The sequence below is a fragment of the Clostridium tetani genome (genome assembly GCF_900167265.1).
Lineage (GTDB): Bacteria > Bacillota > Clostridia > Clostridiales > Clostridiaceae > Clostridium_G > Clostridium_G tetani.
On record NZ_FUWT01000006.1, the window covers coordinates 1 to 24,907 of the forward strand.

Below are 24,907 nucleotides of genomic sequence, written 5' to 3' on the forward strand. Positions count from 1 at the left end.
TGGAGGAATGGAAATGAAGGTTACACAAAGGCAATTAATCAATAAAATGTTATTTTGTCCTAAACTAACTTTAAAATTAGATGGAGAAAAGGCAAGTATGTCATATATGCATACGCATATGCATAGAGGATGGTTTATGAATAGCGAACCAATAAAAGGACTAACAGTTGATATAGTTAAAAAGTTATTTCAAAAGTATAGCGATATTGAGATTATTTGGAGTATGAGAATGTATTAATTAAATAGGTTGAGGAGGACTTGAATGATAGATAAAGAAACTTTTAGAAAAACAGAGGGAAGGATCTATAGATATTATGATAATTTAAAGAACATAGAAAAACTAGAATATAGATGCATGGTATTAGAAAAGACTAAAGAACAATTAAGGCAAGATATAAGAAACAACAATGTAGATATAGAAACAGAGTTAAATATGGGAATAAGCTATTCAGAAAAGGTTCAAAGTTCTTCATTGGGAGTAAGTTATGCAGAACAAGAAACCATTAAACAAATAGATAAACTAATGGAAGAATGGAAATATACCAGGAAACTGATATTAAGACTTCATGCAAGGATAAGGAAAACTAAAAATGAAAATGCAGAGATGGAATATATAATTGGACTTTTAGGTACTCAATATAGATTAATAGCAGAAATGAAATATAAGGATAAATTAAGTTTAGAAAAAATAGGATTCAATTTAAATATGGACAAGAGTACTGTTAGTAGAGTAAGAGTAAAAATAGTTGAAGATATAAGTAAAGTGTTAAATCTATAGGAGTGATAAGAATGAATAGAAAAGAGTTATTAAAAAAATTAAGTAAATATAAAACACTATCTGGATATAAACCCAATTACGATAGCATGACAGATGAAGAACTAGAAAAATATTTAAATACACTTGAAGATGGTTTTGAAACTTATTTTAAAGATGAAAAATAAAAACGTGCAACAAAATTGCAACAAAACTGCAAGGAATTTACTGAATAGATGTGATAATATATTAGCATAAACAAATATAATTAATTAAATTAAACAACTGAATCGTTACAGCAGGGATTACTGTAACAGGCAGGTAGTGCGTACTTGCCACATTTATTAACACAACACCTAAGCAAGTGTATAAACTGCTTATTTTAGTAGCAATGAAGCTTATGTATCTGTAGGCAACATAAGAAGAGTGAAATATACTAATGTTGTTGCAGGGTAAGCCTTTGCCTACAAGCACCGCAGTAATAACATTAAAGCACTTGGAGCAGGCTTTTAATCTGTATTCCAGGTGCTATTTTATTGGAGGAAATAAAAATGCTATTAAAAGATTTTTTAGAAAAATATATATTTACCATGGAAATCAAACCTAAAGTTAAAAGGGAAAAGAAAAAGAGATTAAATGGGCATTGTAAACACTTTGAAAAAGGAACAGACGGATTTTGCGTTAATTATACAGAATCTACAATAAACTTAGTTAGTTGTATAAGTAAATGTAAAGAAGGTGAGAGGTGTGAAGATAGAAAATATAATAAAGGCACAGCAACCAGATATACATAAAAGATTAAAGCAACAGAATAGAAAGAAGAAGTCTAGGAGAGAGGGAGAGCACATCTCTTTTAGTGATGTAATGGAGCTTATGAAGCATAATAGTTACAAAAGGCATAGAGGAGCTATAAGGCAGAGATAAATTGTCGAGATTGGAGATACATTGCAAAACAAACCGTTTGAAAATAGTTGTTATAAGAAGAAACAATAGCAATTAACAATGAGGAGGTGAGCTCATGGCAAAATCTAAATATGAAACTAATGTAAAAGATAAACTTATACTAGTTGAAGGGTGGGCAAGAAAGAAGTTATAAAAAAGTAAATGAAGTTATTAGACAAAAACAAAAGAGGTAAAATAAATTTACCTCTTTTAAATTATATTAATAATTATTTATAATCCTGTACACCGAGTTGTTCTTTTAAAGCTACTTGGAGTGTTTGGGAGAAGTTAACTTTTTTATCTTCTGCAATTTTATTAAGCCAGTAAGGAATGGTTAAGGTCTTTTTTATTGCCTTATTAGACATTTCATTCCTTACTAAAGGCATATAAACCTCTATAGGTACTATAAAAGAACTATCAGGAGAATTTATTTTTTCTGGTAAAGTTGCTAGAGGAATATCGCCATTATCCTCCTCAAGTCCGTATAGATGTAATTCTAATGCTTCTTTTGCCATTAACAAAGATTCTTCTAAAGTATCACCTTCTGTTATACATCCAGGTAAATCAGGGAAGGTTACACAATAACCTTTAGTTTCACCAGGTTCAAATATAGCAGAGAAAATATATTTATCCAATATAGAAACCTCCTTTTAATTTTTATTTTATATATTAAATCCTTGTAACAAGGAGGGCTATTTAAGCCCTGCTTGTTTTAGGATTGAGTTTAAAGTTTTTATGTCCAAGTCCTTATTGTGATAAGGTATTGTTACTGTACCTTGTTTAATTTGATGTTTAAATTGTTTGTGTGAGCCTCGTTGTCTTACTTCAAACCAACCATCTTTTGTAATAATTTTAATTATTTCCTTTGAATTCATCCCCTTCCTCCTTACAATTATATTATAACACGTGCTATATATACGTGTCAAGTAATTAAGGAAGAATGTTAGAAATAATTTTAATTTTTATATTTCTATTTAAATGAAAGAAGGTGATTGATTGCTATACAAGTTATGCAGATGTGGAAAAGTACTAGATTACACACAGAAATATTGCAATGATTGTAGTAAGAAATTTGAAGAACAAAATAGAGAAAGATATAGACATTATAAAAAGAATAGGAAAGATAAGAAAGAACAGAGATTTTATGTTAGTAAGGAATGGACAATAATAAGGGATACAGTAAAGCAAAGAGATAGAGGTTTATGTAAGTTGTGTTTGAGCAAATGTAATATAACTTACATGGATACAGTACATCATATAGAAGAGTTGAAAGATTGTTGGGATAAGAGATTAGACCCTGGCAATCTCATTTCTTTATGTGAAAGTTGTCACCAGAAGGTACATGAGGAATATAAAAATAATAAATTGGATATACAGAAGGAGTTGGAAAAGTTAATTGAGAGGGGGGTATCTAGAAAGTTTTAAGTAACAGAAGGAAGTCCCTGGTGCACTCTCGGTTAAACAAAATTCCCTAAATGAAAATTATAGGAGGTGAGGAAAATGGCGAGACCTTCAAAATCAGTTAAAACAATGAGTAAAAATCTAACAAAAGAAGAAAAAGAAAGTAGACTAGAAACAGAAGAAAGATTAAAAGGTGGAGTTGATAAAATTTCCCCACCTTCACACTTAAACGTTAGGCAAAAAAAAATATTTAAATATATAGTACATGAGCTTGAAGTAAGTGGAATACTTGGGAATTTAGACATTTATATTTTAGGAACTTGTTCTATATCGATAGATAGATTACAGGAAATTGAAAAGTTAATTAATAAGGATATTGAAAGGTTATTAGATAAGGATTTAATGAGTGCAAAAGATAAATACACTAAAGACTTTTTCAGGTGTTGCAACGAGTTGTCGTTAAGTCCTCAATCGCGTGCAAAATTAGGTAACATCAATCTACAAGCTAAAGAACAGCGAGAAGATGTATTACTCCAGGTATTGCGTGGTGGTAGTAAGTGATACTTTTGGATCGTGCTATTAAATACGCTACTGATGTAGTAGAAGGTAGGGGGATTACTACATGGGAAGTAAAAAAACAGTGTGCTATTTTTATTCAGGATTATTATAAAAGGCAACATGAGGAAAGTTTTGAATTCTATATAGATATTGAGGAATTATCTAAGATAAATGATTTATTAAAATTAATGAATTTTGCTACTGGGTATTTAGCGAATAATGAAGTGTTAGAGCATTTGGACTCGTTCCAGTGCTTTTTTATTTGCAATATTTTTGGATGGCGACATAAAAATAATAAAGCTAAGTTTAGATACAATGATGTAACTTTATTTATTGCTAGAAAGAATGGTAAAACAGCATTAATAGGATTAGTATTTATACTATTGCTACTTACAGAGCAACAATATAGTGAATTTTATTCAATATGTTTAACTAAAGAACTTGCAGCAGAGATTAAGAAAATCATGGAGCAAATTATTAATGCTAGTCTACTTATTAAAAAGCATTTTAACATATCAACTACTAAAACAGGAAGAATTACTTGTAAGTTAACCAATAGTTTTTTTGAGCCTAGAGTTGCAGAAGCAGGAAAAAACAACTCTATTAGACCGAGTGCATTTGTATCAGATGAACATGGTAATTTCCAAAATGCTGATAACTTTAACGCTATGAAGTCTGGTCAAAAGAACGTAATAAATCCTTTAGTTTTTAGAACTACAACAGCTTATGCTATAAATAATTCAATTATGGAAGAGGATTTAGACTATATTAGAAAAGTTTATAACTGTGTAGTAGATAATGAAAGAATGTTTGCTCTTATATATTATGCAGATAAAGAAAACATTTGGAATGATAAAGGATTATATCAAGCGAATCCTTTACAATTAGAAGAAAATTATAAAATAATGAGAGAAGATAGAGCAAAGGCACTAGTACAGGATAATCTTAAAGAAGAATTTATAACTAAGACTTGTAATGTATTTACACAAGAAAATAGTGAAGAAAAATATCTTAATATTGAAGAATGGAAGAAATGTGAAGTTGATAAAATAGATTTTAATGGTAAAGAAGTTGTAGTTGGAGTGGACTTGTCTATTACGACAGACTTAACTGCAGTATCTATAATGTGTAAGGAAGAAGGAAAGTATTATTTACATTCCAAAGGTTTTTTACCGTCAGAAACTTTAAGTAAAAGGCGTGAAAAAATAGATTATAGATTATATGAAAGGTTAGGTTATTGTGAAATACATGATGGATATATAATCAACTATACTAAGATAGAGGAATATATAAGAAGTATTGAAAGCACTTATAACTGTAAGATTAAATGTATTGTTAGTGACCCATATAATGCTTTACAGATGATGGAGAGCCTATCAAGTGACTATGAAGTTATACTGTTAAAACAAACTTATACTAATTTAAGTGCGCCTACAAAGAGTTTTCGTGATGATGTATATGAAGGTAAGATAGTATACCAAAAAAATAAATTACTTGATTGGTGTGTAAGTTGTGCTACTACTAATAAAGGTAAAGCAGAAGACATTATGCTTGATAAAGAAAATAAAAATAAGCAAAGAATTGACTTATTAGTTGCTAGTACATTTTGTTATAGTCAACTGTATTTATTAGATAATAAAATTGATATAAATGAAGTTACAGAGGATTATCTAAATATGATGGGGTGGTAGGAGGTGAGAATTTGAAATTATTCAATTGGGTAAAATCTAAATTTAAAAATGAAACTGTAAATTTAAATAATCCAAAATTGTTAGAGTGGTTAGGTATAGATCCTTTAACAAATAAAGATAAATTATCAGATGCTACTTATTTTGCGTGTATAAAAAAGTTAAGTGAAAGTGTTGGTAAACTTACATTAAAGATGTATCAAAATACTAATAAAGGCATAGTAAAATCAGATAAAACAAACTTATATAATGTCTTAAAAAGTAGACCTAATCCATACATGACTGCTGCAACATTTTGGAGCACGGTTGAAATGAATAGGTTACATTATGGTAATGCTTATGTTTGGTGTAGATATTCAGGACCTAAACTACAAGATTTATGGATAATGCCTAGTTCAGATGTTATTGTAGTTATAGATAATAAAGGTGTTTTAGGTACTAAGGATAGTATATGGTATAAATATCAAGATAGAAAAAATGGTAAAACATATACTTTTAATAATAAAGAAGTTATGCACTTTAAAACTAGTACAACTTTTGATGGGATTATTGGAAAATCAGTAAGAGAAATATTAGCTACTACTATTGAAGGAAGCTTAGAAAGTCAAAATTTTATGAATAACTTGTATAAGAATGGCTTAACTGCTAAAGCGGTGTTGGAGTACACGGGTGATTTAGATGATACTGCTAAAACTAGACTTGTAAAAGGTTTTGAAGGATATGCTACTGGCTCAACTAATGCCGGCAAGATTATACCAGTACCACTTGGAATGAGACTTGTGCCATTAGACCTAAAGCTAACCGATAGTCAGTTTTTTGAATTGAAAAAATATAGTGCTTTACAAATAGCAAGTGCATTTGGTATTATGCCATCACAGATAAACGACTTTGAGAAGTCTAGTTATGCGAGTGCAGAAAGTCAGAACTTAGCATTTTACACAGATACATTATTATATATTTTAAAACATTACGAAGAAGAAATAACCTATAAGATATTAAGTAGCCAGTTAATTAACAATGGTTACTTTTTTAAATTTAACGTAAATGCAATTTTAAGAGCTGATATGAAAACTCAAATGGAAAGTTTAGCAAAAGCCGTGAATAATGGTATATATACTCCTAATGAAGCAAGAAACTATTTGGATATGCCAACCGCCCAGGGAGGTGATGCATTACTTGTAAATGGTAACTACATGCCTATAGAAATGGCTGGAGAACAATACAAGAAAGGAGGTAACACAGTATGAAAATAAATGTTAAAGGTCCTATTATAGATAGTGATGACCAATGGATATATGATTGGTTTGGGATAGATGCTACAAGTCCTAAAAAAGTACAAAATGAATTATCTAATTCAAAAAATAATGAGGGCTTAGAAGTTGAAATCAACTCTGGCGGGGGTTCGGTTTTTGCTGGAAGTGAAATTTATACTTTGCTAAAAGATTATAAAGGTAATGTAACTGTAAAAATAGTAGGTTTAGCAGCAAGTGCAGCTTCAGTAATTGCTATGGCTGGGGATAAAGTTTTAATTTCACCAACTGGGCAAATTATGATTCATAATGCTAGTGGTTGTTTTAGTGGAGATTATAGGAATATGGAAAAAGGTTCAGAGATATTGAAAAATGTTAACATTACAATATCAAATGCCTATAAGTTGAAAACAGGCTTATCAAGTGAAGAATTACTTGATATGATGAATAAAGAAACGTGGTTAACACCTCAAAATGCATTAGATAATAAATTTGTAGATGAAATTATGTTTACAGATGGGGTTAAACTTGTGGCTAGTATTAATAGTGGAATGTTACCACAAGAAGTTATTAATAAAATGCGAGATAAATTAAAAAATGAGTTACCACAAGAAAATATAAACAATGATTTAGAATTAGAAAAAGCAAAATTACAACTACATTTAAATATGTAGTTATTTTTATTTTAAGGGAGGAATTTATAATATGTTAAAAAGTATAGAAATGAAACAAGAATTAGAAATTTTAAAGAATGAAGCAAAAGCTTTATTAGAAAATAAGGAAGCTAAATTAGAGGATATAAAAGCTAAAAATGAAGCAATTGAAATTTTACAGGCTAAAATAGTAATGCAAGAAAAACTAGAGCAAGAAGAAAAGGAAAAAGTGGAGAATAAAGTACCTAAAGAACCAACCCCAGTAGAAAATGATTATACTAAAGAATTTATTAATGGTTTAAGAACTAAGTTCAAAAACTCTATGAGTGAAGGAAGTGCCGGAGATGGTGGTTATATAGTACCACAAGATATAAGCACGGCTATTAATGAATTAAGACAGTCTAAAGATGCACTTCAAAACTTAATTACAGTTGAGCCAGTTCAAACTCTAAGTGGTTCAAGAGTATTCAAGTCAAGAAGTCAACAGACAGGTTTTGCTGAGGTTGCTGAAAGTGGAGAGATAAAGGAGAACGCAACTCCTAAATTTACTCAATTACCTTATTCAGTTAAAAAATATGCTGGATTTTTTAAGGTTACAAATGAATTGCTAAAAGATAACGACCAAGCTATAAGAGGTGCACTAATAAAATGGATTGGTGATGAAAGTAGAGTTACAAGAAACAAATTAATATTAGCTGAATTAAATAAAAAGCCTAAAACTGCAATAGCTAAAATTGATGATATTAAAGATGTTTTAAATGTTCAATTAGATCCTGCATTTAGATATACAAGCTCAATAGTAACTAATCAAGATGGATATAATTACTTAGATAAATTAAAAGATACTGACGGCGATTACTTATTACAACCTTCAATTACCGCTCCAAGTGGTAAACAATTATTTGGTGTGCCAATTATCGTCATTTCAAATAAAGATTTACCATCTGACACAACAGATGGTACTAAAGCACCAGTTATAATTGGAGATTTAAAAGAAGCAGTTGTAATGTTTGACAGAGAAACATTATCCGTTATGGCGAGTGATGTTGCTGGAGATGCTTACTTAACAGATGTAACATTATTTAGAGCTATAGAAAGAGAAGAAGTTAAAACAAGAGATGGTGAAGCGTTTGTTTATGGTCAATTAACAATAAAATAAGAGGATTTATTCCCTCTTATTTTTTATTATAGGGGTGATAAAATGAAAGTAATAGCACTAATAAATTGTACTGGGATAGGATATGAAGATTTTAAAAAAGATGAAATTCGAGAGTTACCAAAGGAATTATCTGAAAAACTTATTAATTTTGGTTACGCAGAAAAGTCTACTAAAAAGTAGGTGATATTATGATTTTAACATTAGAAGAAGTTAAAGAATATGTAAGAATTGATACAGAAGAAGAAGATAATACATTAAAACTATTAATAAGAAATGCAGAATTATATATAGAAGATGCTAGTAAATCTATAGATGAAATGAGCGATAGAACTAAAGAAAAAGCTAAATTATTAGCCTTAGTTCTAATAAGTGATTGGTACGATAATCGTTCTATGAACATGAAAACAAGTGAAAAGGCTAGATATACAGTAAGAAGTTTATTAACCCAAATTCAGTATTGTAGGTAGGTGATAATATGGATGCAGGAGCATTAAATAAAAGAGTTAGTATTATGGAATATAAAGATGTAGAAAATGAAGTAGGAGACATAGAATTAAAGCTAGTACCTACTAAAAAAGTATGGGCATTTATAACTAGCTTAGACAAAGGTGGAGAATACTTAGAAAATAAAAAATTACAGCAAAGATTAATTTATAAGATTATTATTAGGTATATAAAAGATATAGACCAAAGTATGTTTGTTAAATATAAAGATACTATTTTTAATATTAAGGATATATTAGGCAAGGATATGAATGGTCAATATCTTACTCTATTTGCAGAAGAAAAAGTATCCGAAAACGAAACTTATGAAGGTGAAGAAAATGAGTGGTGAACATACAGTTGATTTTAAATTTGATGGATTAGAAGAAACAATGAACGAATTAAAAGAAGCTGAAAAAAGGGTACCTGAATTAAGTGAAAAAGCTTTAAAAAAAGGTATGAATAAAACTAAGAAATTATCTAAAGAAAAAACATCTTATAATGATAAAGGAAAGAAACATATAAGGAATAGTTATAAAGTTTTACCTATAGAGTATGAAAGAAATGGAATGAACATTAAGATGACAAATACAGCCCCACATTTCCATCTTGAGGAAAAGGGACATAGAATAGTAACACCTGGGGGCATAGAAAAAGGGTGGTATGAAGGTAAGCACATGGTAGAAAGATCTATGGAAGAAATGGAAGAAGAATTCCCTAAAATGCTAGAAAAGATGGTTAAGAAAATTTTAAGGTAGGTGAGAATATGGAAGATTATCAAAATAATAATTACAGAGAAACTATGAAGTTAATTTATTGTGATCTACCGATATTGCTACAAAATATTTTATGTAGCTCATATAAATGTGTTGGTTACGATGGCTTAGAAGAGGATTTTGAGTATACAAAAAAGTATATTGATGAAGCAAGAAAAGTTGCTAATTTAACTTTAGATGGTCAATTATCAACTTTAAAAAATATTATAAGTAAGAATTGAAGAACTGAATTGAAGACTTAGAGATGAATCTTTTATGCTTTGGAAGTAAGGTGATACAATTGATTGATATGTTAGATATAAAGGAAACTATAAACGATCTATTAAAAGATACAGGAATTAAAACAGTTGATAATGGATACAAAGAAGGTTTTAAAAGACCTTGTTTTTTTGTGCAGATTCTGCCTATAGGGGGAACAGATTTATTAAAAGGTAGCATTTTAGAAAATAGTTATATGATAGAAATAAATTATTTTTCTAAAAGCCAAAAGCAAATTGACAACCTTAAAATGGCTGAAATACTAAAGAAAAAAGTATTTCCTTATATAAATATTAAGGATAGAAAACTAGTGCCTAGGAATGTCCGTAACGAGGATATAGATGGTGTACTAAGTTTTAGGTTCAACCTTAGCTGGTTAGATGCATTACCTAGAAAAGAAAATACAACAAAAGCAACAAAATTGAAATTAGAAATGGAGTGATTACATGGGATTACCTAATATAGATATTGTCTTTAAATCTTTAGCTAAAAGTGCAATAGAACGTGGTTCAAAAGGTACAGTAGCATTAGTACTTAAAGATAAGAAAGTTATAGATAAAGTAATTACATTAGAAAGTGTAAAAGATACACCAAAGGAATTAAGTACAGAAAATAAAGAGCAAATAGAACTGGCTTTTAAGGGTGGGTATAAAACACCTAAGAAGGTCATTTTTTATTGCCTTGGAGAAGAAGGAGTATTAGAAGATGCTTTAAATGTTATGGAAGCAGAGGTATGGGATTATATAGCTATACCATGTATCCAAGAAGGGGAGGTAGATAAGGTAGCAACTTGGATAAAAGGACTTAGAGAAGATAATATAAAAGTTCAAGCAGTATTGCCAAATGGAAAAGCAGATAATGAAGGAATAATTAACTTTACAACTACACCAATACAAGTAGGAGAAAAAGAGTATACAAATACTCAATACTGTTCTAGATTGGCAGGTATTTTTGCTGGAACACCATTAAACATAAGTGCAACTTATTATGTCTTAAATGAAGTTACAGACGTACCGCATTTAAGAAAAAGTGAGATTGATAAGAAGATAAATAATGGAGAATTAGTGCTTATTAATGATGGTGAAAAATGCAAGATAGGAAGGGCGGTAAACAGTCTAACTTCTACTATAGAAGGTAAGGGAGAAGAATATAAAAAAATAAAAATCGTATCTACTATGGATTTAATAGATAGGGATATTAGAAAAACTTTTGAAGATGATTATGTGAGTAAATATGGCAATGGATATGATAATCAAGTTAATTTCGTAGTGGCGGTTAATGGCTATTTAGAAGGATTAGAGCAGGAAGGTATTTTAGCAAAAAGACAAAATAACATATCTATAAATGTAGATGCTATAAAAAAATATTGGACTAAAAAACAAGTAGACGTATCTAAATTAAATAAAAAAGAATTAGAAGAATTAAGTACTGGATCTAATGTATTTCTAAAAGGGAAAATAAGAATTTTAGATGCTATGGAAGATTTAGAAATACAATTTGAAATGTAAATGTAAAGGAAGTGATTAAATGGCTGGACATTACGCAGAGGAAAATGTTATAAATGGTACCTGGGCGGAGCTTTGGATAAATGGGGAGTTACTAGCTAACGCTACAGCATTTCAGGCGAAAATTTCTTTAAAAACTGCAGATGTAAATATGTTAGGGACATTAGCAAAGCATACTAAAGTAATTGGATATGAGGGAAAAGGAACTTTAAAACTTAATAAAGTAGATAGTATGTTTATTAAATTAATGGCTGATAACATTAAAAAAGGCAAACAAACTAAGGTTACTATAATAAGTAAATTATCTGATCCAGATGCACTTGGAGTTGAAAGAGTATGTATTAAGGATGCAACATTTGAAGAGCTGACATTGGCAGATTGGGAAGGGAAGAAAAATGGAGAAGAAAGTGTTCCATTTAGTTTTTCTGATTACGAAGTGTTAGATTCAATATAAAAAATAATAAAGTGAGGTAATAATATGAAAACAGGGATTGAAATAAGTTTAACAGATACAGATAAATTTTTAGGTTTAATTAATTGTATAAAATCATTATTAACAGACAATAGAGTACCTACGGAAGTAAAAAGTGATTTAACTAGAAAAGTATTTAGTATAATGGAGGAAAAATAATATGAATACAGTAGAAAAATTATTAGCTTTAGATGCTGGAAGATTAGAAATGCCTAATAAGGAAGTTACATTAAAGCTAGGTAAATTAGGAGGAGCAAAAGTTACATTTTTATGTAAAGCAGTAAGTCCAGAAAAGATGGCCAAGATACAGGATAACTTAATAGAAATATCTAAAAAGGGAAATATCCAAGGTACCAACATGGGGAAGAATAAAGTACTTACAGTTATGGAAGGTTGCTCGGACACATTTAGAAATAAAGATTTACTAGAACATTTTAATGCTCCTACTCCAAAAGAATTAATTAATAAATTACTATTAGCTGGAGAAATAGACGAGTTATATAACACAATAAATGAATTAAATGGCTATGAACAGGATGAAGAAGAGGAAGAAGAAATAAAAAACTTATAAAAGAAGATGGAGAAGTAAGTCTTATGTATTATTTATTTAAACATAAGAATATTACACCATCTTCTTTTTATTCTATGGGAATTGGAGAAAAGAAAATACTACATGCTTTTGCAATGCAGGAAATAGAAGATAGAAAAGAATAAGAAAGTTTTGTATAATATACCTTAGAAGGGGAGGTAATTATACATGAAGAAATTTTTAAGTATATTATTAAGTTGTGTATTTATATTTGCATTAATTGGTTGCGGAGGAGATAGCGAGGAAACGGTCACTGAAATAGATTCATCTAAGTTAACTAAGAAATTAAAGCATAATATGCCTTCTTTAGATTTGGATTATGCTAAATGCACAGAGACAGTTAAAGATGATAATGCAACTCTAAAAATAGATATAGCATATAAAGATGAAATGTTAAGAGAAGGCGTAGTTAATGCTATTACTAAATTAGTTGAACAAGAATTCGTAAATAAATATAAAGATATGTATTTAACTATAATACAAGAACAACCGCATGATTTTGTTAAATATACTTATAATAACGGAAAATGGAATAGGGAAAGCTAAGCACTTACTTATTGTAGGTGCTTTTTCTTATTATCTAAGAAAGGAGGTAATACATGGCTCACGTTATAGATGCAGTTTTAATGCTTAGAGATCAATTCTCTGGACAGTTAAGAAATATTAATCAAAGCTTAAATGATTTTCAGAGGAGATCTAAATATATTGCCAATGATATGAGGAAGGTTGGCAAGAGTACAGAAAATATAGGGAAAAATTTTATTACTCATGTTACTGCACCACTTGCGGCTATTGGTACTTTAGCAACCAAATCAGCTATGGATTTTAAAGAAAGCATAGCTGATATAGACACTCTTTTAGATAATCATTCACATTTAAAAGGATACGAACAACAAGTATTAAATATATCTAAATCAACGGGCATGAATTTAAAAACAGTGAGTGAGGGTATGTATACTGCGGTATCTTCTTTAGGTGATGGTGGAAAAGAAACACAAGCTATATTTAAAACTATGGCTAATTCAGCTAAAGCTGGAAGAGCAGAAGTTAATGATTCAGTTGCACTTATAAGTGCTGCAATGAAGGGTTATGGTTCTATAAATGATGCAACAGCTAAAAAAATATCAGATTTGGCATTCCAAACTGCAAAATTAGGGGTAACCACTTTTCCAGAAATGGCTAAATCAATGCAACCTCTTTTTCCCCTTGCTAAAAACTTAAATTTTAGCTATGAGGAGTTATTTGGAACAATGGCAACCTTAACGGGAGTTACAGGAAATACAAGTGAAGTAAGCACTCAAATGAAAGCTATCTTTAGCAATTTAATGAGACCAACTAAAGATATGACCGAACTATTAAAAAAATATGGTTTTAAAAATGGTGAAGCTATGATAAAAGCGAAAGGATTAGCTGGAACATTAGCAATTCTAAAGAAAGAAACTGGTGGACAATCTGATAAGATGGCTAAATTGTTTTCCAGTACAGAAGCTATAACTGCACTAACGGCATTAACTGGTGCAAACTACTCTGATTTAATAAGAAAAACAAAAGAAATGAAAAATGCAACAGGAGCAACAGATAAGGCATTAAAAAAAGTTAGTGACACAACAAAAGACAAATTTAATGTAGCTATAAATAATCTTAGAGTTAGTTTAACAGAATTAGGGGTTGTATTGTTACCAATAGTTACACAGGCAAGTGATATAATAACTAAAGCAGTGAATAAATTTGATAAGTTATCTAAAGCTCAAAAGGAATCTATAATTAAATTTGCTATGTTAGCTATCGCTATAGGACCTGTTATTTTTGTAATAGGAAAAATAACAACAAGTATAAGTAAAACTATTACTGGAATTAATAAATTATCTAGTAGTATTAAAAAAGCTGGAGGTATAATGTCTTGGTTAACTAGCCCAGGACATTTAGTGGTAATAGCATTAATTGCCATAGTAACGACTACAGCTTTAGTTATTAAAAATTGGGATAAAATATGTAAAACTGCTAAAGAAGTTAAAGAAAAACTAATCGAATTAAAAAATAATGCTTTAGATAAGGTTCATAAATCTTTTGAAGTTGCTAAGAAAAAAATTGAGAAATTCAAAGAAGCATTAAAAAAAGCTGAACCTGCTATAAAAAGTGTAGCAAAAATTTTAGGAGTTATATTTGCACCTGCATTAATAAAAACTGGTATACAAGCAGTTAAAGCTGGAATAAAAATAGCTGGTAGTTTAATACCTAAAATTATAGAACTTGGAATAAATGCACTTATAACGGGAGCAGAATCTCTTATAACTTTAATAGGATCTATTATAAAATTAGGAGTAGAAGCAGTAAAAACAGGAGCAAAAATAACAATAAACTTAATTAGCAAACTTGTTGATTTAGGAACTCAAGTAATTATAACTGCTGCAAAAATAACAGGTGATTTAATAATAGCTATAGTTTCTTATGCTGCAAAAGGTTGGAAAGCTGTTGGAGCTATTGTAGCACAAACTTCTGCATGGATAATCCAAAAAGGAGTTGTAGTAGCACATACTATTAAACTTATAGCACATAAAGCAGCTGTAATTGGATTAACCGCAGTTACTAAGTTATTAACTGCGGCACAATGGGCATTAAATGCAGCCTTTGTTGCAACACCAGTTGGTTGGATTGTGTTAGCTATAGGAGCTATAATAGGGGTAGCTATTTTACTTCATAAGGCTTGGGTAAAGAACTGGGGTGGAATACAGGATAAGACACAAGCTGTAGTGGATTATGTAAAAGGAAAAATAGATAGCATAAAAGAAACATTTAATAGTGTAAAAGAGAAATGTGCAGAGTTTGCACAAGCTATTAAAGAAACATGGGGTAGCATAAAAGAATGGATGAAGCATCCAATACAAGGGACTATATCTTTAATTAAAAATGGAGATTTAAGTGGTGTAAAAGGTAAAAATGCACTTGGTACTCCTTATTGGGGTGGCGGACTATCTGTAGTAGGAGAACATGGACCAGAGATTGTGGAAATGCCATCTGGTAGTAAAGTACACGATAATAAAGATAGTATGAGAATGGTTGGTAATGGTGGAAGTGTAACAATAACTTTTGGAGATGTGCATGTAAGAAATGAGTCTGACATAGACGCAATAGCAAATGCTATAGTACAGAAATTAAAAATACAAAGTCTAAATATGGCATAAAGGTACTTATTAAATTAAGTGCCTTTTATTATTAGGAGGTTTTATATGGAGTTTTGGCTTAAAAATAAAATAGAGACCTTTCAATTTCCAGTACCTTTTTCAGAATTCGAGGTAAGTTTCGGAACTATGACTAAAACAGTTAATTTGCTTAATTTCGGAGAGTTATCATTGCCAGGTGAGAATAGATTAAGAGAATGGAGTGTATCAGGTTTTTTCCCTTCTAAAGATTATTCTTTTTTACAGTGTTCTAGGAAGTCTAATCCATATGATTATTGCAAGATAATAGATAGTATTAAATATAGTAAACAGGTATGCAGATTTATAGCTACTGGCACAAGACTTAATAGTGCTTGCACAATAGAAGAATTTACATGGGGAGAAAAGGATGGAAGTGGAGATATTTACTTTAGTATAAGTTTTAAGGAGCATAAAGTCGTAGGGCAAAAAAAGTTGGTGGTACTTTGATTAGAATATTTAAAAATTATAATGGTAAAACAACAGAAATAACAGAATTTTGTAAGAATATAACAATTAGTAGAAGCATAGCAGAAGTTAGTAGAAAATTAGAATGTACTATTATGTACCCATTAAATGATCCATATCAAATCAAACAACAAATTGGAGTAGCGACAAAAGTATTGGCAACATTAGATAATAAAGAGATTTTTAAGGGAATTTTAATAGACAGAAGCATAAATAGTGATGATACTTTAAATTTTACTGCATTTGATTATGCTTTCTATTTAACTAAGAATAAAGTTACTTATAATTTTTCTAATACAACAGCAGACAGAGCAGTTAAACAAATACTAGGAGAAATAGGGGTTCAAACGGGTAATATCGCTAGTAGCAATATAAAATTAAGATGGTTAATAGCACAAAAAAGTGTATATGATGCAATCCAAGAATTATATACACAAGTGAGTAAACAAACTGGGAAACAATATTTTATTGTAATGTCTAATACTAAAGTTAATGTAATAGAAATGGGTTCTAAATTAACTAGTAAAATAATCAAGCCAGCTAGGGATGTATTTACTGGAGATGGGAATTTACTGTCTTTTGAATATAAAGATTCTATGGGCAACATGATAAACAGAGTTAAAGTGTATGATGATAAAAACAAATACTTATCTAAAATTGAAAATACAACAGATATAAAAACTTATGGAATATTACAAGATAACTATGTTAAAGAACAGGATAAGGACCCGAATATAGTTGCTAGAAATATGTTACATGGAATAGATAAAGATGTTAGTGTAGGGGTTTTAGGAGATTATAATTATAGAACAGGATATGCAGTTAATGTACAAATACCATACATAAGTACATTGAAAAATGCACTTATGTATATTACTTCTGATACACATACATGGGATATGGAAACTGGTACATTTACAACACAATTAGAGTTATCTTATATTAACAAAATGGATACTAAAGAATCAGATGATACATTAAAATTTGATACTAAAATGAAAAAACAAGCTATAAGAGAAGCTAAGAAAAAGCAAAGGTTAGCTAAAAAGAAGGTGAAGAAAAATAGGAAATAATCCATATGCAGAATTAATTCGAATAATGCAAAAAGAAGGTGCTGAAAATAATCCCCCACCATTAGGAATGGGAGTTGTTTTATCATCTAACCCTTTGAAAATTAAGGTTAAGGATTTAATACTTCATAGAGAAAATATGCTGGTAAATGTAGATATAAAAGAATTAAATATAAATGATCTAGTGGCAACTATACCGATAGAAAAGAATCAAACATATATTGTTTTAGCAAAGGTGGTGTAGATTTGAGTATATTCCCAGCCAATGCTGATATAAATATTGAAGAAGAAAGAGAAATAGAAAATATAAAAGAAGAATTACCTGTTTTCCGAGAATATAAAATAAATTTTTCTTCAAGACAACTTATTACTAATGACCATGGAGAAAATATAATAGTTGAAAAAAATGAAGCACTAAAAATATGGATATGGAAGGTATTAAAGACTAGTAAAAATAAATATAAAATATATAGTAATAACTATGGAAATGAATTAGAAACCCTTATAGGGAAAGGCTATTCTAAAAAACTTGTAGATAGTGAAGTTAGTAGATATTTAGAAGAATGTTTATTAGCTAATCCTTATATTAAAAGTATAGAAAATATAAATGTAGATTTTGAAGGTAGTAAATTAACTATAAATGTAAAAACGAAAACAATATATGGGGAGGTGGAAGCTAGTGTATAAAGAAAATGCAGATGATATTTTGAAGCGTATGAAAAACTATGTTGAGAATGATGTATCTACAATGGAAGGTACTTTACTACATGATACTTTAGCACCTACTGCATACGAATTGGAGGATACTAGAGAAGATTTAGAAGAGATATTAAACAAAGTTTTTATAGATAGTGCTTTTATGAATGGTTTTGAAGAAGAAGTTATAAAAAGAGCTGCTGAAATAGGCATCTATAGAAAAGAAGGTACAAAAGCTACTGGTACATCAACTTTTTACGGTGCTAAAGATACAATAATACAAAAAGGAACACTAATACAAACAAAAAATCAGTTGCAATTTAAAACTATTGAAAATGCTACTATTAGAGAAATTGGTGAAGTTGATGTAAAAATTGAAGCTATTGAAATTGGAAGTAGATATAATGTAAAAGCTAATACAATAACTGAAATGCCTATACAGTTAATTAATATTACTAAAGTTACAAATAAAAGTGATATAAATAGTGGAATAAACATTGAAAGTATAGAGGATCTATATAAAAGATATAAGATAAAAGTAACTACACCAGCCACTTCTGGAAATAAGTATCATTATAAATTGTGGGCATTAGAAGTTCCAGGAGTTGGAGATGCAAAAGTATTTCCTTTGTGGGATGGTAATGGAACAGTAAAAGTAGTAATTATAGATTCAAACAAGCATAGTGCAAGTAAAGAATTAATAGATAAAGTATTTAAGTATATAGAAGAACAAAGACCAATTGGAGCAACTGTTACAGTTGTTAGTGCTAAAGAAAAGTCTATAAATATAATTGCAAAGATAACATTGGCAAATGGTTTTAATATAGGAAGTATACAAAGTGAGTTAAGCAATTTATTAGATAATTATTTAAAAGAAATAGGGTTTGAAATTTCTTACATTAGTATAGCAAGGATAGGTAATATTATCCTAAATACTCCAGGAGTACTAGACTATAGTAATTTAAAAATAAATAATTCTACAGCAAATATAAGCTTAGAAGATGAAGAAATACCGATATTGGACAATGTGGAATTGGAGGTGTGATAAGTATAGATAAATTTACAGAAAAACTAAATAAGATTGATGGGAACACTTATGTAATTGAGGAAGAAGTAGAGCTTAAAGATGGAGTTTATGAAGGAGAATTGCAGCATGATAATATAAGCAACACTAGCGTAAGGGTTTATACTGGCCCAAAACTAACAGGAAATAAGATAGAAAACTTCATTTTATCTACTCCAAGTTTAACTCCATGGAAAAAGGAAATAAAAATCTTTGCTAAAGTAGATAAGTGCTATATAACTTATGAAACCCCAGGTGACACAGTAGAAGCAGATGATATTAATAAAGTACAAGAAAGCATAGTAAATACTCAGATAGAAGTAGAAAAATATAAGGCTAGTAATAATTTAGAAATATGTAATTTAAAAGTTAGAGCAGGAAATTTAGAAAATAAAAAATCTGATAAAACATATGTAGATACTGAGCTAAATAAAAGATATTTAAAAGAGCAAGTTTTTACAAAAGAAGAAGTATTAGAAAAAATAAAAAATATAATAGGTACTGCTCCAGAGGCACTAGATACTTTATCTGAAATTGCTAATGCTTTAAACAATGATCCTGACTTTGCTGGAACCATAACTAAGGAACTTGCAAACAAAGTTGATAAGATTGAAGGTAAAGGACTTTCTACAGAGAACTATACAAGTGCTGAAAAAGCAAAACTTGCAGGAATAGAGGAAAATGCTAATAAATATATACATCCAGCTAGTCATTCTGCTGATATGATAATTGAAAATAAAAATAGAAGATTTATAAATGACACTGAAAAAACTAACTTTAATGAAGCTTATAATAAAAGGCATGATCATAGCAATAAATCTATATTAGATAAGATAACACAAGGATTAATTGATAACTGGAATGATAAAGCAGATATAAACAGTATACCAACTAAGATTTCACAACTTGAAAATGATAAAAAATATATAACACAAGATGATTTAAGCAATACTGGACAAGGAGATATGCATACAAAAAAATATGATAAAAACCAAAATGGCAAAGTTGATATTGCAGAGGTGGCAGAGAGTGTAGATTGGATGAATATAGAAAATAAACCGGATCTAAACAAAAAAATAAGTAAAACAGGAGATACCTTTACTGGAATTGCTAAAGCCTACCCTAATACCTCATATACAGTATCTCAAATTAGAAATATAATTTTATCACCTAACGATGCAAATGTTAATGCTATGAATGATGGTGAGATATGGATTAAGTATAAATAGAGGTGATATTATGAATATAAAAAAAATCTATGCAACAAATAGCACATATATTTTAAGTCATTCACCGAATACAAATTATCATAACGAAAATAATTTAGAAGTATGTAATAATTCAATAGGCCAAGCTGTTTCTTACATCAGATTTAATTTAAAAGATTTACCATTAAATGCAAATATAATAAGTGCTAACTTAAACATATACTTGTGGTATGAAGAAGATAGCAATGTTGATTATGGCATTAAGCTTGGTAATACTTCTATTTATAATAGTGATTTTGAAAAAACAGCTACATGGTCTAATACTCCAGAGTGGAAAAGAAGACCAAGTAGTTCTTGGGGAACACGCACTGTAAAAGGCATTGGATGGAAGAAACTAAATGCAAAACATCTTGTTTCATCGTTGCAATCCGGTCAAAATGTAATAATATTATGCACCGATTACAAAAATAATGATAATGGAAAAATATTTTATTCCTCTAATCATTTAAAAAAACCATATATTACAATTGAATATGAAGTTCCAATCAATATAAATTTAAGTATTAAAGTTGATAAAAAAAAATGTGACTATGAAAATGGTTGGGTTAAAGTTGATGGTCAACTTAGGGAAATAGATAAAGTTTGGACTAAAATTAACGGAGTTTTAAGGGAGGGGTAATAATTGTATGGATCTATAAACTATGGTGCAAATCAATATGGACAAGAATTGGAAACTAAAAATAAAGAAATAGAATTATATAGACCAGATTTGTTAGCTTATTTACCTCCTGTTTTACGACAGATAAAAGAATTTAAAGTATGGGATGATGTTGTAGGATATGAACTAGCATTATTAAACTGGAAAAGAGAAGATCTAATTAAGCAATGCTTTATAGATACAGCTACATGGGGGTTAAGTTTATGGGAAAATGAATATGGAATAGAAACAGATTTAAACAAGAGTTATGAAGAACGTAGAGAAATTCTTAAAGCTAAGAAACGTGGTCATGGAACTGTAACTAAAAAATTAATAAAAGAGACAGCAGAAGCTTTTAGTGGTGGAGAAGTAGAAATAATAGAAAATCCTGAAAGTTATTCTTTTACAGTAAAATTTATAGGAGCATATGGGATTCCTAAAAATATGGGGGATTTTAAAGATATGCTAGAAACAATAAAACCTGCACATCTTGGTTATACTTTTGAATTTATATTAATTACACATGGGATGCTAAAAAATAATTTAAAAGTAATACACAGCGATCCTAAAATAGAAGGAATTACACATAAACAAATGAAAGAATATAGAATTAATGAAATAAATGAGAATGAGGTGATAAAATAATGAAGTATACTTCGAATTTTAATATACCAATTCATGAAGATGATGATGCTTATGATATAGTAACGATGATGCAAGGGTACGAAATTTTAGATAAAAAGGTCCCTGAATTAGTATCTAGTATTTTCACAAGTATAAAAAATATAACTATAAATAAGGATAATTGGAAGCAAATAGGCAACGAATATGAATATAGATTTTTAGATAGCTCAATAACTGATAAAATGGTAGCTTTTGTTGTTTTTGAAAAAGATAGTTTATTCAATTCAAGATTTTTATATCCAGTTACTAAGACTGAACCTGCAAAGGTTATATTGTATTCTAAGAAAAAACCAGAAAAAGATTTAAAATGTGAAATACATTTATTAAGGGAGGTGTAATTATGGCATTAGGTTTTACTAATACTGGCTCAGTAGGTGGGTTTATGGATGGTGAAGTTGTTTTATTTAGTGATCTAGGAATAGAAGCTGCACCTTATTCAAATGTTTCCAGAGTTGGTAACATATCTAGGTATGGTTACATTAATAATAATTTTATATTTACTCAAGTACACGCATATCCATCTTTATATAACGTAGATGAAAATGGTAAAATAACATCAATTTCACACAATGCAACTGATTTAAATTTAAGAGCTAATATGATTTTTTATAATAATGAAATATTACAAGTAACCTTAGAAAATGACCAAATATATATTTCTAGTTTTGATGCTAAAGGCTATTTTAAAGATAAAGTAAGTATTTCAGGAGTTCCACCCAAAAACAATGCATATATTTTTGATGTTAGAATGAATAAATATAAAGAATTTATAGTCTTGATGAGAAGACCAGAAGGTCATGGTGATGATCCTTATGATTTTATATTAATTATAGATGGTGATAAAAAATATATAAAAGCACAAAGTACATTGCCTGCGTATTCAATGATATCTGATTCAGAAGATCCTCATTGTTGTATTGAAACAGACAATACATACATATATATAATCGATACGAGCATGAAAAAAATATATGTATACAATAATTTAGCACAGCATATTAATACGATCGAAACATTTGATGATTATAAAGAACTTAAATTTATTAGAAATTCTTTTTTAAGAGATGAAGTATTATTAATAGATCAAAAAACTAAAAAACTATGCACTGTAACAAAGAACAATATAGTATATAAGTATTATGCAGATGGTTTTGCACAATTAAAAAATGGATATTTAAGAAGTTATGATAATACTTTATATTATTATAACAGTGATTTTAAACAGATTTGGAGCACAATAGTTAGGGATAAGATAAATACTATTGGAGGTCTTATTACTACAACAGGTGATCTAATAGTTATAAATGGGTCTTCTGTAAATTTAGAAGATAATATTTATAAAGTAAGATTGATGGCAAAGGTTCCAATAAAAAAAGATTTAAACTGGTGGGAAAGATAACTAATGAAGCTGTTAGAGAGGTGCTTAAAGATGTTGGGGTTATAGAAAGTAAATAAAAAAGCCCTTCTTGTTCTCACTTTGTGGTAAAATACAGTAAAGGGAGGGATTTGTTTATGAATAATATAGAAGAAGCTAAAGGTTTAATAATAAAATATATGGAGTCAATGGGGTTAGTTAATGACAAAAATGGTGTAAGTAAAGCAAATATAGTGCTATCAGTTGGCGGAGGATCTATAGATGAGTCACAAGAATACTTAATAGGGAAAGCATTTGATAATTTAGTATTGGAAGATCGAATAAGAAGCAGCTGTAATAAATATGATAAAAATGGTAAACTAATTAGAGGTACTGGATCAATGCACGAAGAAAAGTTTTATTTAAATAAATAGGATATTTTAAAGAATCTACTAATCAGTAGATTCTTTTTTGTAAAAAGTTAACAAATGAGGTGATAAATATAAATGAATAGCGAAACTATGGGAATAAAAATAAGTGAACATACAGAAACATTAAAAGAACATGATAAAAGGCTAGATAAGATAGAGCAAGACGGAAGAGAATTTAAAATAGAAATAAAAAATTTATGTAAAGATATAAAAGGTTTAACCACAACTATGAGATGGTTTATGGGGCTAATTATAGGGAGCTTTGTAAGCTTCTTTTTTTATGCAATTCAACACAATATTTTTAAATAGGAGGATGCTTTATGGAAATAAACATAATGGAATTTATTACAGAACAGGCATTTATATTGGTACCCACTTTATATATTTTGGGACTAATGTTAAAACAAACTAAACAGATTAAAGATTGGACAATACCATGGATATTATTAGTTGTAGGCATATTAGGTTCTATAGCTTTAATTGGACTTAATGTAAATGCAGTAATACAGGGAATACTTACAGCAGGTGTTGCGGTATTTGGAAATCAATTAGTAAAACAAACTACAGTAAAAAGTAAGGAGGAGAAATAGTTGAGCTATACAACTAACTTTATAAATAGTGTTAAAGATGGGGCTATAGCTTCGCAGAAGAAATATGGGGTATTAGCTTCAATTACTATTGCACAAGCCATACTTGAATCAGGTTGGGGTAAAAGTAGTTTATCAAGGGAGTGTAAAAATCTATTTGGTGTAAAAGCTATAGGTGGGTGGAGAGGACAAAAGAAAAGTTACCCAACATGCGAATATTACAATGGTAAAAAAGTTTTAATAAATGATTACTTTAGGGTATATAATACTTATTCTGAATCTATAGAGGATCACGCTTTATTTCTAGTAAATAATTCTAGATATAGACAGCATGGTTTTTTTAATGCAAAAGATTATGTAGGACAGGCTAATGCTTTACAGAGAGCAGGATATGCAACATCTCCTATATATGCACAGCAGTTAATTAATCTAATAAAGCAATACAATTTAAATGAGTATGATAATATAAATAATTCCTACATTAATATAGACGGCGGAGCATATGCTTCATATAAAGGCGGAGCTCCAGGAATAAATCTAATAATTAGAGATTGTTCTAAAGATATAGTAAGGGTTTTCGCTTGGGTAGATAAAGATAAAGGAGCAAGCTGGGCATTTGATTTAACACCACCTAATAGTAATTACACTAAGTTATTTAAAAACACCAGCAAGGTAATAACCAAGAGAAATGGCGGTTATACTTTTTCTAAAGGTTCTATGTATAAGCTAAAAATAAAAGGATATAATAAGTGTGGACAGGTCATATCAGAAAATCAAATAGTTCTTAAGGTACCGTTAAAGTAATTTTAAAGCCATGGGTTAGGTTAATTCCTAGTCCATGGCTTTTTTATGTTGTAAAATGTCTAAATATGTAGTAAACATTTACATATGGCATTATTGTATATATAATTATATAAGTGATTTAATAAAATAATTACATTTAATAAAACAAATTATGATATTA

At 29.3% G+C, this 24,907-nt stretch carries 38 protein-coding genes; 36 read left to right on the top strand and 2 right to left on the bottom strand.

The features are described from left to right. From B5D21_RS05615 to B5D21_RS05625, 4 genes are all read left to right on the top strand, one after another. The coding region (locus B5D21_RS05615) for a hypothetical protein (RefSeq protein WP_207643827.1) at nt 1-238 on the top strand (238 nt) is incomplete at its 5' end. A gap of 24 nt (nt 239-262) precedes the next feature. Then, nucleotides 263-778, top strand: a complete 516-nt coding sequence (locus B5D21_RS05620) for a hypothetical protein (RefSeq protein ID WP_011100290.1) — start codon at nt 263-265, stop codon at nt 776-778. 11 nt (nt 779-789) lie between these two features. Further along, nucleotides 790-942, top strand: a complete 153-nt coding sequence (locus B5D21_RS14040) for a hypothetical protein (protein ID WP_155274225.1) — start codon at nt 790-792, stop codon at nt 940-942. Nucleotides 943-1,305: 363 nt separating this feature from the next. Then, nucleotides 1,306-1,548, top strand: coding sequence for a hypothetical protein (locus B5D21_RS05625; protein WP_052042366.1), 243 nt, complete (start codon nt 1,306-1,308; stop codon nt 1,546-1,548). Nucleotides 1,549-1,923: 375 nt separating this feature from the next. Here B5D21_RS05625 and B5D21_RS05630 read toward each other — a convergent pair whose 3' ends face one another. After that, nucleotides 1,924-2,331 carry a type II toxin-antitoxin system HicB family antitoxin gene (locus B5D21_RS05630; RefSeq protein WP_011100289.1) on the bottom strand — a complete coding sequence of 136 codons (408 nt, stop codon included), beginning with the start codon at nt 2,329-2,331 and terminating at the stop codon, nt 1,924-1,926. A gap of 57 nt (nt 2,332-2,388) precedes the next feature. Then, on the bottom strand, nt 2,389-2,571 hold the full coding sequence (locus tag B5D21_RS05635) for a type II toxin-antitoxin system HicA family toxin (protein WP_035124618.1): 183 nt from the start codon (nt 2,569-2,571) through the stop codon (nt 2,389-2,391). A 121-nt stretch (nt 2,572-2,692) separates the two neighbouring features. Here B5D21_RS05635 and B5D21_RS05640 point away from each other — a divergent pair, with 121 nt between their 5' ends. The 32 genes from B5D21_RS05640 (at nt 2,693) to B5D21_RS05785 (ending at nt 24,747) form a co-directional block, all read left to right on the top strand. Further along, nucleotides 2,693-3,121, top strand: coding sequence for an HNH endonuclease signature motif containing protein (locus B5D21_RS05640; RefSeq protein WP_011100288.1), 429 nt, complete (start codon nt 2,693-2,695; stop codon nt 3,119-3,121). 75 nt (nt 3,122-3,196) lie between these two features. Beyond that, complete coding sequence (locus B5D21_RS05645; protein ID WP_035124616.1) at nt 3,197-3,658, top strand: P27 family phage terminase small subunit; 462 nt, start codon at nt 3,197-3,199, stop codon at nt 3,656-3,658. Further along, on the top strand, nt 3,655-5,346 hold the full coding sequence (locus B5D21_RS05650) for a terminase large subunit (RefSeq protein WP_011100286.1): 1,692 nt from the start codon (nt 3,655-3,657) through the stop codon (nt 5,344-5,346). The genes B5D21_RS05645 and B5D21_RS05650 overlap by 4 nt, the downstream gene beginning before the upstream one ends. Before the next feature lie 11 nt (nt 5,347-5,357). Next, entirely contained in the window at nt 5,358-6,590 is a 1,233-nt protein-coding gene (locus tag B5D21_RS05655) for a phage portal protein (protein WP_035124613.1), read from the top strand. After that, nucleotides 6,587-7,267: a head maturation protease, ClpP-related gene (locus tag B5D21_RS05660; protein ID WP_011100284.1), complete on the top strand. Its 681-nt coding sequence runs from the start codon at nt 6,587-6,589 to the stop codon at nt 7,265-7,267. Before B5D21_RS05655 ends, B5D21_RS05660 begins: the two co-directional genes overlap by 4 nt. A 31-nt stretch (nt 7,268-7,298) precedes the next feature. Beyond that, nucleotides 7,299-8,405 carry a phage major capsid protein gene (locus B5D21_RS05665; RefSeq protein WP_011100283.1) on the top strand — a complete coding sequence of 369 codons (1,107 nt, stop codon included), beginning with the start codon at nt 7,299-7,301 and terminating at the stop codon, nt 8,403-8,405. Between the two features lie 42 nt (nt 8,406-8,447). Continuing rightward, nucleotides 8,448-8,585: a hypothetical protein gene (locus tag B5D21_RS14135; RefSeq protein WP_162827859.1), complete on the top strand. Its 138-nt coding sequence runs from the start codon at nt 8,448-8,450 to the stop codon at nt 8,583-8,585. A gap of 8 nt (nt 8,586-8,593) precedes the next feature. After that, a complete protein-coding gene (locus B5D21_RS05670; protein WP_035124611.1) occupies nt 8,594-8,872 on the top strand; it encodes a head-tail connector protein in 279 nt (92 codons plus the stop codon). Between the two features lie 8 nt (nt 8,873-8,880). Further along, entirely contained in the window at nt 8,881-9,240 is a 360-nt protein-coding gene (locus tag B5D21_RS05675) for a phage head closure protein (protein ID WP_011100282.1), read from the top strand. Continuing rightward, complete coding sequence (locus B5D21_RS05680; RefSeq protein WP_035124609.1) at nt 9,230-9,646, top strand: HK97 gp10 family phage protein; 417 nt, start codon at nt 9,230-9,232, stop codon at nt 9,644-9,646. Before B5D21_RS05675 ends, B5D21_RS05680 begins: the two co-directional genes overlap by 11 nt. A gap of 8 nt (nt 9,647-9,654) precedes the next feature. Beyond that, a complete protein-coding gene (locus B5D21_RS05685; protein WP_035124607.1) occupies nt 9,655-9,885 on the top strand; it encodes a hypothetical protein in 231 nt (76 codons plus the stop codon). A gap of 50 nt (nt 9,886-9,935) precedes the next feature. Then, nucleotides 9,936-10,364, top strand: a complete 429-nt coding sequence (locus B5D21_RS05690; RefSeq protein ID WP_129128810.1) for a phage tail terminator family protein — start codon at nt 9,936-9,938, stop codon at nt 10,362-10,364. A gap of 4 nt (nt 10,365-10,368) precedes the next feature. Next, complete coding sequence (locus tag B5D21_RS05695; RefSeq protein ID WP_011100279.1) at nt 10,369-11,430, top strand: phage tail sheath subtilisin-like domain-containing protein; 1,062 nt, start codon at nt 10,369-10,371, stop codon at nt 11,428-11,430. Between the two features lie 19 nt (nt 11,431-11,449). Next, nucleotides 11,450-11,881, top strand: a complete 432-nt coding sequence (locus B5D21_RS05700; RefSeq protein ID WP_011100278.1) for a phage tail tube protein — start codon at nt 11,450-11,452, stop codon at nt 11,879-11,881. A 24-nt stretch (nt 11,882-11,905) separates the two neighbouring features. Next, on the top strand, nt 11,906-12,058 hold the full coding sequence (locus B5D21_RS14045) for a hypothetical protein (RefSeq protein WP_155274217.1): 153 nt from the start codon (nt 11,906-11,908) through the stop codon (nt 12,056-12,058). A gap of 1 nt (nt 12,059) precedes the next feature. Then, entirely contained in the window at nt 12,060-12,470 is a 411-nt protein-coding gene (locus B5D21_RS05705) for a phage tail assembly chaperone (RefSeq protein ID WP_011100277.1), read from the top strand. A 186-nt stretch (nt 12,471-12,656) separates the two neighbouring features. Further along, the gene (locus tag B5D21_RS05710) at nt 12,657-13,034 is read left to right on the top strand and encodes a lipoprotein (RefSeq protein ID WP_011100276.1); all 378 of its coding nucleotides are present in this window, start codon (nt 12,657-12,659) and stop codon (nt 13,032-13,034) included. Nucleotides 13,035-13,087: 53 nt separating this feature from the next. Further along, a complete protein-coding gene (locus tag B5D21_RS05715) occupies nt 13,088-15,670 on the top strand; it encodes a phage tail tape measure protein (RefSeq protein WP_011100275.1) in 2,583 nt (860 codons plus the stop codon). Nucleotides 15,671-15,715: 45 nt separating this feature from the next. Beyond that, nucleotides 15,716-16,135, top strand: coding sequence for a phage baseplate protein (locus tag B5D21_RS05720; RefSeq protein ID WP_035124602.1), 420 nt, complete (start codon nt 15,716-15,718; stop codon nt 16,133-16,135). After that, on the top strand, nt 16,132-17,226 hold the full coding sequence (locus tag B5D21_RS05725; RefSeq protein WP_011100273.1) for an XkdQ/YqbQ family protein: 1,095 nt from the start codon (nt 16,132-16,134) through the stop codon (nt 17,224-17,226). Before B5D21_RS05720 ends, B5D21_RS05725 begins: the two co-directional genes overlap by 4 nt. 25 nt (nt 17,227-17,251) lie before the next feature. Next, complete coding sequence (locus tag B5D21_RS05730) at nt 17,252-17,467, top strand: DUF2577 family protein (protein ID WP_035124599.1); 216 nt, start codon at nt 17,252-17,254, stop codon at nt 17,465-17,467. Between the two features lie 2 nt (nt 17,468-17,469). Continuing rightward, nucleotides 17,470-17,910, top strand: coding sequence for a DUF2634 domain-containing protein (locus B5D21_RS05735; protein ID WP_011100272.1), 441 nt, complete (start codon nt 17,470-17,472; stop codon nt 17,908-17,910). Beyond that, nucleotides 17,903-18,964 (top strand): baseplate J/gp47 family protein, encoded by a 1,062-nt coding sequence (locus B5D21_RS05740; RefSeq protein WP_129052575.1) that lies wholly within the window; start codon nt 17,903-17,905, stop codon nt 18,962-18,964. The genes B5D21_RS05735 and B5D21_RS05740 overlap by 8 nt, the downstream gene beginning before the upstream one ends. After that, entirely contained in the window at nt 18,961-20,211 is a 1,251-nt protein-coding gene (locus B5D21_RS14140) for a hypothetical protein (RefSeq protein WP_011100270.1), read from the top strand. Before B5D21_RS05740 ends, B5D21_RS14140 begins: the two co-directional genes overlap by 4 nt. After that, nucleotides 20,180-20,869, top strand: a complete 690-nt coding sequence (locus tag B5D21_RS05750; RefSeq protein ID WP_011100269.1) for a DNRLRE domain-containing protein — start codon at nt 20,180-20,182, stop codon at nt 20,867-20,869. The genes B5D21_RS14140 and B5D21_RS05750 overlap by 32 nt, the downstream gene beginning before the upstream one ends. A 3-nt stretch (nt 20,870-20,872) precedes the next feature. Next, nucleotides 20,873-21,532: a YmfQ family protein gene (locus B5D21_RS05755; RefSeq protein WP_011100268.1), complete on the top strand. Its 660-nt coding sequence runs from the start codon at nt 20,873-20,875 to the stop codon at nt 21,530-21,532. Beyond that, a complete protein-coding gene (locus B5D21_RS05760; protein ID WP_035124595.1) occupies nt 21,532-21,909 on the top strand; it encodes a hypothetical protein in 378 nt (125 codons plus the stop codon). The genes B5D21_RS05755 and B5D21_RS05760 overlap by 1 nt, the downstream gene beginning before the upstream one ends. Before the next feature lie 2 nt (nt 21,910-21,911). Continuing rightward, entirely contained in the window at nt 21,912-22,970 is a 1,059-nt protein-coding gene (locus B5D21_RS05765) for a hypothetical protein (protein ID WP_011100267.1), read from the top strand. 113 nt (nt 22,971-23,083) lie between these two features. Further along, entirely contained in the window at nt 23,084-23,359 is a 276-nt protein-coding gene (locus B5D21_RS05770; RefSeq protein WP_035124585.1) for a hypothetical protein, read from the top strand. Between the two features lie 72 nt (nt 23,360-23,431). After that, nucleotides 23,432-23,665: a hemolysin XhlA family protein gene (locus B5D21_RS05775; protein ID WP_035124565.1), complete on the top strand. Its 234-nt coding sequence runs from the start codon at nt 23,432-23,434 to the stop codon at nt 23,663-23,665. An 11-nt stretch (nt 23,666-23,676) separates the two neighbouring features. Continuing rightward, entirely contained in the window at nt 23,677-23,946 is a 270-nt protein-coding gene (locus B5D21_RS05780) for a phage holin family protein (RefSeq protein ID WP_338028165.1), read from the top strand. Continuing rightward, nucleotides 23,947-24,747, top strand: a complete 801-nt coding sequence (locus tag B5D21_RS05785) for a glycoside hydrolase family 73 protein (RefSeq protein WP_078688080.1) — start codon at nt 23,947-23,949, stop codon at nt 24,745-24,747. It abuts the gene before it with no gap. The last annotated feature ends 160 nt before the right edge of the window (nt 24,748-24,907 follow it).

Coding starts and splice junctions, on each gene's coding strand:
- B5D21_RS05710 (WP_011100276.1), top strand. CDS start 12,657: ATGAAGAAATTTTTAAGTATATTATTAAGTTGTGTATTTATATTTGCA.
- B5D21_RS05685 (WP_035124607.1), top strand. CDS start 9,655: ATGGAAGATTATCAAAATAATAATTACAGAGAAACTATGAAGTTAATT.
- B5D21_RS14045 (WP_155274217.1), top strand. CDS start 11,906: ATGAAAACAGGGATTGAAATAAGTTTAACAGATACAGATAAATTTTTA.
- B5D21_RS05720 (WP_035124602.1), top strand. CDS start 15,716: ATGGAGTTTTGGCTTAAAAATAAAATAGAGACCTTTCAATTTCCAGTA.
- B5D21_RS05695 (WP_011100279.1), top strand. CDS start 10,369: ATGGGATTACCTAATATAGATATTGTCTTTAAATCTTTAGCTAAAAGT.
- B5D21_RS14040 (WP_155274225.1), top strand. CDS start 790: ATGAATAGAAAAGAGTTATTAAAAAAATTAAGTAAATATAAAACACTA.
- B5D21_RS05730 (WP_035124599.1), top strand. CDS start 17,252: ATGCAAAAAGAAGGTGCTGAAAATAATCCCCCACCATTAGGAATGGGA.
- B5D21_RS05680 (WP_035124609.1), top strand. CDS start 9,230: ATGAGTGGTGAACATACAGTTGATTTTAAATTTGATGGATTAGAAGAA.
- B5D21_RS05620 (WP_011100290.1), top strand. CDS start 263: ATGATAGATAAAGAAACTTTTAGAAAAACAGAGGGAAGGATCTATAGA.
- B5D21_RS05700 (WP_011100278.1), top strand. CDS start 11,450: ATGGCTGGACATTACGCAGAGGAAAATGTTATAAATGGTACCTGGGCG.
- B5D21_RS05780 (WP_338028165.1), top strand. CDS start 23,677: ATGGAAATAAACATAATGGAATTTATTACAGAACAGGCATTTATATTG.
- B5D21_RS05705 (WP_011100277.1), top strand. CDS start 12,060: ATGAATACAGTAGAAAAATTATTAGCTTTAGATGCTGGAAGATTAGAA.
- B5D21_RS05660 (WP_011100284.1), top strand. CDS start 6,587: ATGAAAATAAATGTTAAAGGTCCTATTATAGATAGTGATGACCAATGG.
- B5D21_RS14135 (WP_162827859.1), top strand. CDS start 8,448: ATGAAAGTAATAGCACTAATAAATTGTACTGGGATAGGATATGAAGAT.
- B5D21_RS05675 (WP_011100282.1), top strand. CDS start 8,881: ATGGATGCAGGAGCATTAAATAAAAGAGTTAGTATTATGGAATATAAA.
- B5D21_RS05635 (WP_035124618.1), bottom strand. CDS start 2,571: ATGAATTCAAAGGAAATAATTAAAATTATTACAAAAGATGGTTGGTTT.
- B5D21_RS05645 (WP_035124616.1), top strand. CDS start 3,197: ATGGCGAGACCTTCAAAATCAGTTAAAACAATGAGTAAAAATCTAACA.
- B5D21_RS05670 (WP_035124611.1), top strand. CDS start 8,594: ATGATTTTAACATTAGAAGAAGTTAAAGAATATGTAAGAATTGATACA.
- B5D21_RS05765 (WP_011100267.1), top strand. CDS start 21,912: ATGGCATTAGGTTTTACTAATACTGGCTCAGTAGGTGGGTTTATGGAT.
- B5D21_RS05665 (WP_011100283.1), top strand. CDS start 7,299: ATGTTAAAAAGTATAGAAATGAAACAAGAATTAGAAATTTTAAAGAAT.
- B5D21_RS05775 (WP_035124565.1), top strand. CDS start 23,432: ATGAATAGCGAAACTATGGGAATAAAAATAAGTGAACATACAGAAACA.
- B5D21_RS05715 (WP_011100275.1), top strand. CDS start 13,088: ATGGCTCACGTTATAGATGCAGTTTTAATGCTTAGAGATCAATTCTCT.
- B5D21_RS05625 (WP_052042366.1), top strand. CDS start 1,306: ATGCTATTAAAAGATTTTTTAGAAAAATATATATTTACCATGGAAATC.
- B5D21_RS05760 (WP_035124595.1), top strand. CDS start 21,532: ATGAAGTATACTTCGAATTTTAATATACCAATTCATGAAGATGATGAT.
- B5D21_RS05750 (WP_011100269.1), top strand. CDS start 20,180: ATGATGGTGAGATATGGATTAAGTATAAATAGAGGTGATATTATGAAT.
- B5D21_RS05770 (WP_035124585.1), top strand. CDS start 23,084: ATGAATAATATAGAAGAAGCTAAAGGTTTAATAATAAAATATATGGAG.